The sequence below is a fragment of the Paenibacillus segetis genome (genome assembly GCF_014639155.1).
GTDB lineage: Bacteria > Bacillota > Bacilli > Paenibacillales > Paenibacillaceae > Fontibacillus > Fontibacillus segetis.
In genome coordinates, this window is record NZ_BMFT01000001.1 from 1,997,999 (window position 1) to 2,011,133 (window position 13,135).

General features: G+C 42.1%; 12 protein-coding genes. 5 read left to right on the forward strand and 7 right to left on the reverse strand.

The genetic code is table 11. From position 1 onward, the window contains the following. Positions 1-12 precede the first annotated feature (12 nt). From IEW05_RS09250 to IEW05_RS09260, 3 genes are all read left to right on the forward strand, one after another. Positions 13-585 (forward strand): Crp/Fnr family transcriptional regulator, encoded by a 573-nt coding sequence (locus IEW05_RS09250; RefSeq protein WP_188537975.1) that lies wholly within the window; start codon positions 13-15, stop codon positions 583-585. A gap of 70 nt (positions 586-655) precedes the next feature. Next, complete coding sequence (locus IEW05_RS09255) at positions 656-1,246, forward strand: NAD(P)H-dependent oxidoreductase (protein WP_188537977.1); 591 nt, start codon at positions 656-658, stop codon at positions 1,244-1,246. Positions 1,247-1,249: 3 nt separating this feature from the next. Further along, the gene (locus IEW05_RS09260; protein WP_188537979.1) at positions 1,250-1,726 is read left to right on the forward strand and encodes a ferric reductase-like transmembrane domain-containing protein; all 477 of its coding nucleotides are present in this window, start codon (positions 1,250-1,252) and stop codon (positions 1,724-1,726) included. Between the two features lie 74 nt (positions 1,727-1,800). Here IEW05_RS09260 and IEW05_RS09265 read toward each other — a convergent pair whose 3' ends face one another. Together IEW05_RS09265 and IEW05_RS09270 are read right to left on the reverse strand one after the other, a co-directional pair. Then, the gene (locus IEW05_RS09265) at positions 1,801-2,694 is read right to left on the reverse strand and encodes a hypothetical protein (protein ID WP_188537981.1); all 894 of its coding nucleotides are present in this window, start codon (positions 2,692-2,694) and stop codon (positions 1,801-1,803) included. A 142-nt stretch (positions 2,695-2,836) separates the two neighbouring features. Next, entirely contained in the window at positions 2,837-4,333 is a 1,497-nt protein-coding gene (locus IEW05_RS09270; RefSeq protein ID WP_188537983.1) for a glycoside hydrolase family 43 protein, read from the reverse strand. A gap of 140 nt (positions 4,334-4,473) precedes the next feature. Here IEW05_RS09270 and IEW05_RS09275 point away from each other — a divergent pair, with 140 nt between their 5' ends. Beyond that, positions 4,474-5,337, forward strand: a complete 864-nt coding sequence (locus IEW05_RS09275; protein WP_188537985.1) for a helix-turn-helix domain-containing protein — start codon at positions 4,474-4,476, stop codon at positions 5,335-5,337. A gap of 61 nt (positions 5,338-5,398) precedes the next feature. Here IEW05_RS09275 and IEW05_RS09280 read toward each other — a convergent pair whose 3' ends face one another. After that, positions 5,399-6,379 carry an aldo/keto reductase gene (locus IEW05_RS09280; RefSeq protein WP_188537987.1) on the reverse strand — a complete coding sequence of 327 codons (981 nt, stop codon included), beginning with the start codon at positions 6,377-6,379 and terminating at the stop codon, positions 5,399-5,401. Between the two features lie 442 nt (positions 6,380-6,821). Between IEW05_RS09280 and IEW05_RS09285 the strand changes: the two genes are divergently transcribed. Next, complete coding sequence (locus IEW05_RS09285) at positions 6,822-8,366, forward strand: flavocytochrome c (protein WP_188537989.1); 1,545 nt, start codon at positions 6,822-6,824, stop codon at positions 8,364-8,366. 187 nt (positions 8,367-8,553) lie between these two features. Here IEW05_RS09285 and IEW05_RS09290 read toward each other — a convergent pair whose 3' ends face one another. The 4 genes from IEW05_RS09290 to IEW05_RS09305 form a co-directional block, all read right to left on the reverse strand. Further along, a complete protein-coding gene (locus tag IEW05_RS09290; RefSeq protein WP_373285789.1) occupies positions 8,554-10,422 on the reverse strand; it encodes an ABC transporter ATP-binding protein in 1,869 nt (622 codons plus the stop codon). Next, on the reverse strand, positions 10,409-12,151 hold the full coding sequence (locus IEW05_RS09295) for an ABC transporter ATP-binding protein (protein WP_188537992.1): 1,743 nt from the start codon (positions 12,149-12,151) through the stop codon (positions 10,409-10,411). Before IEW05_RS09295 ends, IEW05_RS09290 begins: the two co-directional genes overlap by 14 nt. Before the next feature lie 66 nt (positions 12,152-12,217). Then, positions 12,218-12,703 carry a nitroreductase family protein gene (locus IEW05_RS09300; RefSeq protein ID WP_188537994.1) on the reverse strand — a complete coding sequence of 162 codons (486 nt, stop codon included), beginning with the start codon at positions 12,701-12,703 and terminating at the stop codon, positions 12,218-12,220. Further along, positions 12,690-13,046 carry a hypothetical protein gene (locus IEW05_RS09305; protein WP_229753316.1) on the reverse strand — a complete coding sequence of 119 codons (357 nt, stop codon included), beginning with the start codon at positions 13,044-13,046 and terminating at the stop codon, positions 12,690-12,692. The genes IEW05_RS09300 and IEW05_RS09305 overlap by 14 nt, the downstream gene beginning before the upstream one ends. Between the last annotated feature and the right edge of the window lie 89 nt (positions 13,047-13,135).

Here is a 13,135-nt window from a genome sequence, read left to right on the forward strand (position 1 = left end):
TTGAACAGCTTAATGAAGTCATATTTTAATCATATACCTTATATAAGAGATAATTGGGGAGAATTACAAACCATGTTTACTGAGATTCAAGTTCCCCCAAAGACAATTCTTTTAAGAGAAGGAGAAATAGCGAGTCGTTTATACTTTATAAATCAAGGTTGCTTGAGATTATGGTTTAATGATGACGGAAGAGATATTACCTTTCAATTTTTCTTTGAACAACAAGAGGTATCTTCTTTTGAAAGCTTTTACAATAATGAGACGAGTTTATTTAACATAGAATCGGTTGAATGCTCACATCTTATAATAATTGAGAAAGAAAATTATCTAAAAATGCTCAAAATGATTCCTCAACTAAAGGAATATTCATCAGAAATATTAGCTGATAGATTTGTGAATTATACGAAACTATTTCTTTCTCGAATAAAAGATTCTCCTCAAAAGAGGTATATGGAGTTATGCTCACAAAACCCTCAACTTTTAGAACGCGTTCCTCACCATTATATTGCGTCGTATTTAGGTATAACATCTGTTTCTTTAAGCAGAATTCGCAATAGAATTTCAGCTGATATTAACAATGGTTAATGCGTCTTTCTGACATAGGGAGTTACAATCTCATAGTAAATATGAAATCATGAATTGGAGGATATTTATTATGAGAGTTGCCATTGTGTATAATCATCCTTATGAAGGAAGTTATTGTCATGCTATCTTAGACTCAGTTAAAAGGGGTCTTTATAAAGCAGGTCATGAATTTGACCTCATACATTTAGATCGTGATCAATTTAATCCAGTCATGACAGCAGAAGACTTATTAGCCTTTAGAAATAAAAAATCTATCGATTCACAAGCTCTGGAATATATACAGCGAATAAAAGCAGCAGAACATCTGGTTTTTATCTTCCCTATTTGGTGGGAATTGATGCCTGCTCTACTGAAAGGATTCATTGATAAAGTCATCTTTCCTGGAGAAACCTACGACTATACAAGCTCAGGTTACGGAATGGTTACTTTGCTAAATAATCTAAAATCTACAACTGTGATCACCACGATGAATACACCCTCAATTATGTATAAGTTAACGTATGGTAATGCTATAAAAAAGTCACTCATAAGAGGAACTCTAAAGAAATCAGGTATCAAAAATGTGAAATGGTTGAGCTTGAATATGGTAAAGTCCAGTTCTAGTGAAAAAAGAACAAAGTGGCTTGAAAAAATAGAAAAAAGATTTACAGGTTTAAAGTAGAACATGATTATAAGTGAAATACTCGCTTGGCTTGCAGTGATATTTACCGTTCTGTTAGCACTGAAATACATTGCACGCATTAGTAAACATCGTCAGTTAAACCGCCTATTCAGGAAATTCCACAAGCACTTGGGAATATTGATGATTACCACTGGCCTTCTGCATGGTATTCTGGCTGGCAACGAGGAAACTACAAACCTTTTTGATATGCAATTTATGTCTAAACTATTTACTCTTAATTTGGGTAGTGTCTGCCTCTTTGTCGCTATGCTTCTAGCGCTTACCTATATGTTTCGTAAAAAGTTAAAGAAGCGCTGGATGTTTTTACATCGGTTGTTGACGATAATCCTTCTAGTCCTTTTAGTACTCCATGTACATGAGGAGATTGATCGTCAACATCACAATAAAGAGGTCAACTTTCCCGAAATTTCAGAACAATCATTGAACCAATTATGGGATGTCTCCATGATTGATAAATAAATTATATAAAAGCTATCGTTTTGATCAACTTTATTCAAAACGATAGCTTTTTATATGCAGTAAAACTTCCCCCTCTATCTACTCAACCTCTGCTGGAGTATAACTGCCAGTTCTTCGACGGTATCCCAAACCATTGGCCGAATATCTTGTAGTTGCACAACAAGTTTATCGGCTTCGCTGCGGTTCACGGTCCATATCACAGGAATGTTCAATCCAAGCGCATATCCCGCCGTGAAATATACCCCTGGAGATTGGCCCGTTAAATCCGCAATAATCAGTTTATTATCCGCAATAAACTCCAAGGAATAATCCTCATAACTTTGCGTTTTTGAATGTGTAACTACACGTGGAAGATACCCGCACTGCTCTACTTTTGGCAACAGCTGCTCCATCCACTCCGTGCGTAAATCTTCATCATCTGAGATGAGAACAATACATGGTTTTAATTTTTTTCCTCCGGTGCTGGCAGCCGCTACACTCCATCCCTCATCCGTAAGCTTAAAGGTAATGCCTTCCCTGATAAGCAGCCGCTCGTTACTCAGCTTATCAATGATATACACCAGTTCTTGGAGATTTGGAGAATACGTTAAGTTATGGTTCCTAGACAGGGGTTGAATGACAATCGGTTCCCCAGGAGCATCGGAATGTCTGTACAGATATTGCAATAGACGGTTTCCTTTATCTTCAACGGTCACTGGAATATCCGGAGAATTTACTATGGATTCCAAATCATCCGCTGATAGAGTGACCTTTTCATCACAATCTGTCAACTCTCTTATATATGCGGATATTACATGGAGCATTTCACGTTTCTTTTGATGCGGTAGCAAATGAATAGGTTTATAACTGTCTCTCAGGAGGTTATAGTACCTGCCGGGTGAACAGGAACAGCCAATAAATCTATCGTAATCGCCATGCGCCTCAATGGAAACAATCTCATCGCAAAATAAACAATGTTTCTTAATCATGACAACTTCTCACCTCTTATCAAAGGATATCTCACTACCTTAACAATATTATTTTGAAAAGTAGACATGAAAATATTTCCTTATGCACTGAGAATGGACGTGAAATGATCAAGAAAAACTAAATACATACTAGACCGCTTCTCTATTCTTTTCGATATTGAAACCAATCATAATAAGCGGTTGTTCGATTTGCAGAGAAGTTATACATCCCAAAGAAAACTCCTGTAAAACCGCCCGCCACTTCAGTAGAGATCAAGTGTGTCTCAGCTTCGCCTAGTTGATGCCATAACTGATCGGCACCTCGATAGAAAAACATATATTTCTCTGGTAATGCTTGAATTCTTAAGTCTACAACTGTCCCTTCGAACGGCGGCGAATACTTCATGTCACTTATACTTCCCACCTGTCTGCGTACCGAGATAACATTTTCATCTTCAATCCGTGTTAACCCAATTGCGTAGTGATACTTCTGATCCATAAAAACGACAAGACCCGCTTCATCGCCTTCAAGTGGGTTAAATTCCAGTTTGGTGGAGATTTCACAATCCAAGTGCCGCTGCCTACAACCAATAAACGCAGGTGTTCCACTTTCACTTAATCTCACGTCAGCTCCACGTAATGCTAGCCATCCAGCTCGTTCCTGCAAAGACCAATCGACTTTTTTAGCATTGCGAAGAAAATTCCAGCTCATTCTTAAATCAGAGTGATTAAAATCGTCGGTCTCAGGCTCGTCTTCCCATAGCACAGGTGACGGTGTGTCAGCTTCCATTTCTAATCCGACGACTCCGTTATCTCCAATCATCGGCCATCCATCCTCGCTCCACAGGACCGGAGCCAGGAATGTTTCCCTGCCAAGATGATGACGGTAAGGATATCCTACTGGCCGATTTCCCAGAAAAACTGCCCACCAACTGCCATCCTGCGCTTCAACTAAATCGGCATGCCCGGTAGCTTGAATGGGGTAATCTGAGCTTCGATGGCTCAAAATCGGATTATACGGAGAAGATTCGTATGGCCCATAGGGTGTTCTACTTCTTGCAATTGTCTCCATATGTCCATATTCTGTCCCACCTTCAGCACACATCAAGTAATAGAAGCCATTTGCTTTATAAAGATGTGGTCCCTCAGGAAATTTTCCTCCACTACCTGTCCAGATCAAGTGTGTATCGCTCAGCTTCTGGCCGGTTTCGATATCAATCTCACTTTGGTAGATCCCAGTCCCCTGTGCAGTTCCAGTGCTTGTAAAATAAACCTTCCCATCATCAAAAAATAAGGATGGATCTATCCCTTCTTGATTCACATAGATTGGGTCCGACCATTCACCGGCAGGGTCAACCGTCCAAACATAAAAATGTCCACCCTTGTCCTGATTTGTTGTAACCATATAAAATCGACCGTTATTATATCGCAGGGTTGGTGCCCAAACACCTCCAGATACCACAGATTCATCAAATTGAAGCTGATTCTCACGAGTTAAGCAATATCCGAGCTGTTTCCAATGCACCAAGTCCTTGCTATGCCAAATGGGGATTCCAGGAGAATAGGCGAATGAACTGTTAACCAAAAAATAATCTTCACCCACTCTGCAAATGCTCGGATCTGGATAAAAACCAGGTAAAATTGGATTGCTATATTTCATGAAACATCCTCCTTTTCAACTACTTAAGACTGAACTTATTCAAGAATTATACTGCACGAACTGAACAGCAAGCCTTGATTATTCAGTCCAAAAATAGCATGATATAGACATTCATTTAGTCATGCTCGGAGGGTTACGAATTGAGTGAATTTTATTTAAAATGGTTTACATCTGATCGACAATTTCCATTTTTTATTCAATATGGCTATCACGACGAAGACACCGATCTGCATAGACATGTAGACTTTTCGGAGCTCGTCATCGTATTGAATGGTAAAGCTACACATATTGTTAATACCGAAGAATCGTTTATCAAGAAGGGAAATGTATTTGTGATTAACGGTTCAACCCCTCATGCTTTTAAAGATCCTCAGGATTTCAAAATCTGCAATATCATGTTTCAACCTGAAATGCTTTCGACAGCAGGAGCGGATTTGCGGACATCCAACGGCTTTCAAGCATTATTTGTATTGGAACCTCTATATCGTCATAGACATTCCTACGCAAGCAAACTCAGCTTGTCGATTCCTAATCTGGAGTATGTCTCATTGCTCATTGCCGGCATGATTGAAGAATATCATAACAAGCTACAGGGTTATCAGACGATGCTAGGTTCCAAGTTTATGGAACTCGTCGTTTATTTGTCCAGACATTATGACAAACAGGAGAAAGGATTTCAGGGAAATCATCTGATGCATTTGGCGAGCGCAATCTCTTATATGGAAGATCGATATCTTGAACCACTGACATTGGATCAAATCGCTAAATACTCCGATATATCGGTAAGACACCTAAATCGGATGTTTCGCTCTTACTATCAGACGACTCCAATCGCTTATCTCCATCGATTACGCCTTGAGCGGGCTTGCGGATTATTAAAGCATTCCAGCCTCAGTATTACTCAAATATCACATGAATGCGGGTTTAGTGATAGTAATTACTTTACCCGACAATTTACTAAATCCTATGGTACGTCACCAACTGCATATAGGAAAAAGCTTTAAAGAAAAAGTTTTGCACAACAAAAATCCCTCGTAACCGTAACGAGGGATTTTTGAATACTTATTAATTAAAACCAATGATTGGATGCGGTACATAAGGTTCTTCCAAGAAATCAATATCTTGAGGGGTTAACCTAATGGATAGTGCACCTACGGCATCTTCGAGATGAGATATTTTTGTAGCACCAATGATAGGAGCTGTCACCGGTTCTTTCTGCAGCAACCAGGCAAGAGCGATATGAATTCGTGGAACATCATATTTTTCGGCGATAGTAGCAACCCGTTCGACGACCAATCGATCCGTATCTGCAGTGCCATCATATTTAGATTTTTGAATCTGATCGGTTTCTGAACGAGGGGTTGTAACCGCCCAATCTCGAGTTAATCTTCCAGATGCCAGCGGACTATATGGAATAACACCGATTTTTTCTTCCTTACAAAGAGGCAACATCTCGCGCTCCTCTTCTCGGTAAATCAGATTGAGGTGATTCTGCATGGATACAAATCGGGTCCAACCATTCTTTTCCGCTACATATAACGCTTTTTGGAACTGCCAAGCATACATGGCGGAAGCACCAATGTATCTTACCTTACCCGCCTTAACAACATCATGAAGAGCTTCCATTGTTTCTTCGATTGGCGTGTGATAATCCCACCGATGTATCTGGTACAGATCCACATAATCTGTTCCTAATCTCTTGAGACTCTTATCAATCTCACTCATAATTGCTTTTCGGGATAACCCAGCTCCATTTGGTCCTTCATGCATACGATTAAAGACCTTCGTCGCGAGAACAATTTCATCTCGATTAGAATAATCCTTCAGCGCTCGTCCAACAATTTCCTCACTCGTTCCGTCTGAATACACATTCGCCGTATCAAAAAAATTAATTCCGAGTTCAAGCGCTTTTTTTATGATACCTCGGCTCTGCTCCTCATCAAGTACCCATTGATGAATCCATCGTTCAGCAACACCAAAGCTCATACAGCCTAGACACAGCCGTGATACATCCAGACCGGTATTTCCAAGTTTCGTATATTCCATATAGATTGACTCCTCTCAATCAAAATAAGTTATAGAGTTTAATGTTCATATTATTTCACTTAAAGTTAACTCTAAGTCAAGTGGTTTATGTAGGACAGCTTCAAACCCTGTTCATCCGCCTTTTTCCGGTATTACTTTTGCAAATACAAAAGAACGTGTACCCAGTTTCATTGAACTGGAAAATAGAAGACTACTAAGACTAAAGGAAGAAGCTGCTGTGTAGCTATGAATGGCTATTCTTCTTGTACTCCAACTTTAACCTAATAGATAGTAGCTTCACCAGGTCAAAGTGACGGACTTTCCACGCCATAATAAACTCTTACTTGATTTGTGCATGGATGAATCATCAATTGAAATTTGAGGTCATCACAAATAATAAATAACAGAAATTGGTATGCTATAGGTGATGAACGGCAATAGATTCAACATGGAGGGTACAAACATGCACAATAAATCAAAGATCATTCTGATTCTCTTGCTATCCATCCTGCTGCTAATATCAGGGTGTGGAAAAGGAACTACGAAACCGGAAAACAATGCCGGTACGGACAACACAGCAGAACAAAACAAGGATAAAGAAAAAGAAGATGCGACGTCGAGTGCGTCCATGGCGAATTATACGCCACTTGACGAATTGAAAGACACCTACGATATTGCAATCGTAGGTGCAGGCGGCGCAGGTATGACTGCTGCGCTTGAAGCGAAAGCTGCAGGCATGAGTCCGGTTATTTTCGAGAAAATGCCGTTTGCAGGCGGCAATACGAACAAATCTTCTTCAGGGATGAACGCATCCGAGACGAAGTTTCAAAAGGAACAAGGTATATCGGATCGTAATGAATTATTTTACGAAGAAACCTTACAAGGTGGCCATGGTACTAATGATAAAGCTCTACTTCGCTATTTCGTAGACAATTCGGCGGGTGCCATAGATTGGCTAGATTCCATCGATATCCGATTGAATAGTCTCACGATCACGGGCGGGATGAGCCAGAAGCGCACCCACCGTCCTGAAGACGGTTCCGCTGTGGGTCAGTACCTCGTAACGGGATTACTGAAGAACGTCCAAGCTCAGGGTATTCCCATATTCGTTAATGCCAATGTCAAAGAAGTTACGAAACAAGACGGTAAAATCAACGGCCTTAAAGTGGTCTTCAAACCGAATGAAGAAAAAATGATATCGGCAAAATCCGTCGTGATTACGGCCGGTGGATTTGGTGCCAACATGGAACTCATCGCCAAGGTTCGACCGGATCTGGAAGGTTATGTGACGACGAATCAGGAAGGCAGTACGGGTGATGGTATTCAAATGATTGAAAAAATGGGCGGAACCACGGTTGATATGAATCAAATCCAGGTTCATCCAACGGTACAGCAAGAAAACTCCTACCTTATCGGGGAAGCGGTACGTGGAGAAGGTGCAATTCTCGTAAACAGCAAAGGTCAACGGTTCATCAACGAAATGGGTACGCGTGACAACGTAACCCAAGCAATTACGAAGCTACCTGAGACAAATGCTTTTCTTATTTTCGATTCCGGAGTTAGATCACGTGCGAAAGCGATCGAACAATATGAAAAATTAGGATTTGTGAAAAAAGCAGATACGATCAAGGCACTAGCTGAAGATATTGAATTACCAGCGGATTCATTACAGAAGACGATCGATACTTGGAACGGTGCAGTAAAAAATAAAAATGACACTGAATTCGAAAGAAAGACGGGAATAGACCACGAACTGTCTGCTGCGCCATACTATGCCATCAAAATCGGCCCAGGAATTCATTACACCATGGGTGGTGTGGTCATTAATACGAATACAGAAGTTTTAGACAAGGACAACAAACCAATCCCGGGTCTCTTCGCGGCAGGTGAAGTAACCGGAGGGTTACACGGTGAGAACCGAATCGGTGGTAATTCTGTCGCAGAGATCATCATCTTCGGCCGTCAAGCGGGTATCAAATCCTCTGAATTCGCCAAATCCGTAAAATAAGCGTGGTAATACCAAATCACAACAAAAAGATAGCTTCACTTCCGCACTATCGTGGAAGTTGAAGCCATCTTTTTGTTACTTCTAAAGAAACCTTGCATCTGTGTTTTTTTACATTAAAACTACCTATCTTCACGAAATCACGAAATCACAAACTCCCAATCAAAAAGGAAATCGATTGTTGGAGCATTCATGAAACATCCTCCTGAAATGCTCGCTTAAACTGGCTATTATAAAGCTCGTGATAGACGCCTTGCAGCTTAAGCAACTGTTCATGGCTCCCCTGCTCCACAATTCGTCCACCTTGGATGACAAGGATACGGTCAGCATCTTGGATCGTACTGAGCCTGTGGGCAATAACAAAGCTAGTACGTCCTTTCATCAAGGTTGTCATCGCTTGCTGGATATGCATTTCCGTTCGCGTATCAACACTACTGGTAGCTTCGTCTAGAATTAGAATGGCTGGATCAGCTAGGATAGCACGTGCAATGGTCAGTAACTGGCGTTGTCCATGGCTCAGATTTCCACCCTCTGTGCCCAATATCGTTTCGTAACCGTGAGGGAGCCTCATAATAAACTTATCGGCATTGGCAAGTTTTGCAGCCACCTCCACCTCTTGATCAGTCGCATCCAGGCGACCGAAGCGGATATTATCTCGTATGGATCCAGAAAATACATGCGCATCCTGAAGTACCATCCCGAGCTGGCTGCGCAGCGCGTTTTTGTCCAACTCCCGGATGTCCCGGCCGTCGATAGTCACCACACCGCCATTGATCTCATAAAATCTTGTCAACAAGTTGATAATTGTTGTTTTTCCTGCCCCCGTTGGTCCGACAAGCGCGATTTTCTCACCAGACTTCGCTTCAAACGTCACATCGTTGAGAATAGGCGAATCCGGCTTGTAGCCGAAAGAAACGTTGTGAAATACGACGTTCCCGGTAAGCCTTGGCAATTCTCTATGCTGTTCATCACCATATTCGGACGGCATATCCATGACTTCAAATACGCGCTCTGCCCCTGCGATGGCCGATTGAATAAGGTTGTACTGGTTGGCGAGTTCAGCAATCGGTCGACCAAACTGTTTGGAATAGTTGAGAAAGCTGACGATCACCCCTACCGTGGCCAAATCATGAAAGGCCATCCAGCCCCCAACACCCGCAATGAGTGCAAAGTTAAGATTGTTGATCATGTTCATGACCGGTCCAACAAGTCCAGAAACGATCTGCGCTTTAATGCCCGACTTATTCAGTTCGCCACTGATCTTGTGGAATCGCTCGCCTTCTCTTTCTTCCATACGATACTGCTTGACTACCTTTAATCCGCTAATCGTTTCTTCGATAAACCCGTTGAGCTCTCCTAAATGACGTTGTTGATTTTTAAAATAAATCCGACTCAAGCCACTTATTTTACGGCTTGCCAATAAAAAGAGCGGGATTGTCAACATAGCAACGACAGTTAACGGTATGTTCAGCGCTAGCATGATGACCAGTGAACCGCTGAGTGTAATTAAGCTGTTCAGCAGCTGGGTCACACTTTGATTCAGCGAATTGGATACATTTTCGATGTCGTTGGTTGCCCGACTCATCAGTTCCCCGTTGGAGTGCGTGTCAAAAAATTGAACAGGCAGTTGCTGATATTTCGCAAACAGGTCGCGCCTCAGCTCGAACACGGTATTTTGAGAAACACCGGTCATAACATAGGCTTGCACCCAGGCAACTGCGCTTCCAAGCACATAAATACCGAGAATAAGCAGGCAAAATCGCACCAATCCAGCGTAGTCACCGGGAATGACTGCAGTATCTATCGCCTTACCAAGCAGGTATGGACCGATCAACGATACCACTGCGTTAAGTACAGTAAATACGTACACTAAGGTTAATCCTAATCGTTGACGGTTTAGATAAGACCAGATTCGTTTAATTGTAGCTCCCCGATTCTTGGCTCGCACCTTCGGGACAGCCCCACGACCAGCTCCGTGCCCCATTCCTTGCGGTCCTCCCCCAAAACCGGATGGACGTCCGGGAAACGATACTGGTGTACGGTTATTAAGACTCGACATAGGATGCCTCCTCTCCCTTTAGCTGTGACCGCCGGATATCCCGGTAGATTTCACTGCTTCGCAGAAGCTCTTCATGGGTACCTTGGGCGACGATCTTACCGTTATCCAAGATTAGGATGATGTCGGCATCTATGACGGATGAGACCCGCTGGGTAATCAAAATGTTGGTGCTACTTTGCATCTGTATTTTCAGTAATTGTCTGATCCGTGATTCGGTAGTCGCGTCAAGCGCGCTGGTGCTGTCATCCATAATTAGAATGGTTGGTTGGATTAGTAGGGCTCTCGCAATTGATAACCGCTGCTTTTGGCCGCCGGATAGGTTGATTCCACGCTGACCAAGAATGGTGTCATACTCCTGTGGAAGTCTAATAATGAAATCATGGGCTTCCGCGGTTATGGCTGCCTGCTCCACTTCTTCGGTTGTGGCATCCGGTCTTCCATAGCGGATATTATCACGAATGGTTCCACTGAACAGAATCGTCTGCTGCATGACAAGCCCAATCTGGCTACGTAAATGATCTAGTCCAATTCCGCGAATGTCAGTACCGTCGATCATAATAGAACCTGACGTAACCTCGTAAAGCCTGGGGATAAGACTGACGAGCGTCGATTTCCCGGCACCAGTTGCACCTAATATCGCAACCGTTTTACCCGGTTCAGCAATAAAGTTGATATCATTTAGTACGAGGTTCTCATCATCTTTGTGGTAAGCAAATGATACACTTTTGAATTCAATTCGCCCTTTACGAATCACATGATGATTAGCGGAGGGAACATCCATAATTTCACTTGTAGTGGCAAATACCTCGTTCACTCGGTCCGCTGAAACCTTAGCCCGTGACACAAAAGTCAGCGTATTGCTAAGCATTAACATGGACATCAACAGTTGGGTAACATAATTAATAAAAGCGATCAAATCACCAACCGGAAGTCCGTTATTCCAGCTTTGAATCCCCCCGAACCAGAGCACGGCAACAATACTTGCGTTCAGTATGAACATCATGAGCGGTAAATTCAGTGCCATGAGTCGTACTGCCTTGATCGCTGTCTGGGTATATTCCGTGTTTGCAGAATCAAATCGTTTCTGTTCTTGTTTAGCCCGAACAAAGGCCTTTATTACACGAATGCCAGAGAGATTTTCTTGAAGTACGGTGTTGACACCGTCCAATTTGTTTTGCATTTTCGCAAACAAAGGAAAAGAAAGACGGATTAGCACATACAAAATGATAAATAGTAATGGAACGGAGATTAGCAGGATAAGGGTTAGAGTTGGACTGATCCGAATGGCCATGATCAAGCTACCAATTAGTAACAATGGAGAACGTACAAACGAACGTAGAATCATCTGTACAAATGTCTGTAGTTGCACCACATCGTTCGTTAACCGGGTAATTAGCGATCCTGTTTTTAACCGATCAATATTTTGATTAGAGAATGATTCAATATGCTCAAACAGCCGTATCCGCAAATCGTTACCAAAATGTTGGGATGCAATACTCGAAAAAACAGTGCAGCCTACCCCGCCGATCAAGCCGATAAACGCAACGCCCAACATGGTTAGCCCAGTCGAAACAATATGCGACAGATCTCTTGTCATGATGCCTTCATTCACAATGCTTGCCATGAGTGTAGGCTGCAATAAATCCATAAACACCTCGATAACCATTAACAGCGGCGCTAGCAAACACCACATCCAGTACGGTCTCAAAAAACTCTTAAGTTTCCACATTCGTTCACCTTCACTTCTATACACAATTCAACGTACTGAACATCATCCAACCAATTCGTGTTTGTATTATGCTAGATACGTAATTTTGGAAGCAATCGGTGTTCTAGGCTTGGCATTTGGAATTTCCGCTGGATATCCAACCCCAAATACACCAATTACATCGTGATCTTGTGGTACACCAAGGATTTCACGATTGTGCGGTAACGCCCCCAAAGAAGCCCAATATGCCCCTACTCCCGCTTCATGCGCGGCTAACAAGAAATTTTGAGCGAAACAAGCGGAAGCCATGACGTTCTCGTCACGTTCAAACGATGTTGCGGCAGGCTTGGATATTAACGCAAAAACAATAGGCGCGCTGCCGAAATCCGTTTTATGATTCAACTTCGCTCTAGTCTCTGATCCAAGGAATAGGAGTTCCCATGGTTCGGTCATACGATGATTAGGTGCGTAACTTGCAGCTTCGAGCCAGATCATTAGATCGCTTTCACTAATGAGATCAGGTTTAAACATTTTCACATTTCTGCGTGTTTTAATTAAATTAGTTGTTGTCATTTTCCACTTCAACTCCATCATTTTTTTGTTCATTCTCAGATATTGCTTCGCGAATCTCAAACGCATGAATAAACTCCTGAATAATCGCATCGGTTGCTTTCAGTTCACCGCTGATTACTTGTTTTATGGAGTCAAATTCCGGCTGGTCCAATTGCTGTAGTAATGTCGAACGCTTGATATTCAACCTTTCTAGAAAGGCAATCGCTCTGCCTCGACGAAACGTTTGAGCGCTTTTGTGATGGTGATCTAAAGAGTCTTTTCTATCTTTTTTATTTATTTCTTCAAAATCCCTGTGCTCCCTATGTTCTCTATGACCATGTTTGCCTTTATGTCCTTCGCGCATATGGGTTCCTCCTTTTATTATTTCGTATACATTTGTATACGCTATTTAACTGTATACAAATGTATACGAAATAAACTCTTCTTGTCAAG

Bases quoted from the DNA above. Each gene is read 5' to 3' on its own strand.
- IEW05_RS09270 (WP_188537983.1), bottom strand. From the start codon at position 4,333: ATGAAATATAGCAATCCAATTTTACCTGGTTTTTATCCAGATCCGAGC.
- IEW05_RS09295 (WP_188537992.1), bottom strand. From the start codon at position 12,151: ATGTGGAAACTTAAGAGTTTTTTGAGACCGTACTGGATGTGGTGTTTG.
- IEW05_RS09300 (WP_188537994.1), bottom strand. From the start codon at position 12,703: ATGACAACAACTAATTTAATTAAAACACGCAGAAATGTGAAAATGTTT.
- IEW05_RS09265 (WP_188537981.1), bottom strand. From the start codon at position 2,694: ATGATTAAGAAACATTGTTTATTTTGCGATGAGATTGTTTCCATTGAG.
- IEW05_RS09260 (WP_188537979.1), top strand. From the start codon at position 1,250: ATGATTATAAGTGAAATACTCGCTTGGCTTGCAGTGATATTTACCGTT.
- IEW05_RS09305 (WP_229753316.1), bottom strand. From the start codon at position 13,046: ATGCGCGAAGGACATAAAGGCAAACATGGTCATAGAGAACATAGGGAG.
- IEW05_RS09280 (WP_188537987.1), bottom strand. From the start codon at position 6,379: ATGGAATATACGAAACTTGGAAATACCGGTCTGGATGTATCACGGCTG.
- IEW05_RS09290 (WP_373285789.1), bottom strand. From the start codon at position 10,422: ATGTCGAGTCTTAATAACCGTACACCAGTATCGTTTCCCGGACGTCCA.
- IEW05_RS09285 (WP_188537989.1), top strand. From the start codon at position 6,822: ATGCACAATAAATCAAAGATCATTCTGATTCTCTTGCTATCCATCCTG.
- IEW05_RS09255 (WP_188537977.1), top strand. From the start codon at position 656: ATGAGAGTTGCCATTGTGTATAATCATCCTTATGAAGGAAGTTATTGT.
- IEW05_RS09250 (WP_188537975.1), top strand. From the start codon at position 13: ATGAAGTCATATTTTAATCATATACCTTATATAAGAGATAATTGGGGA.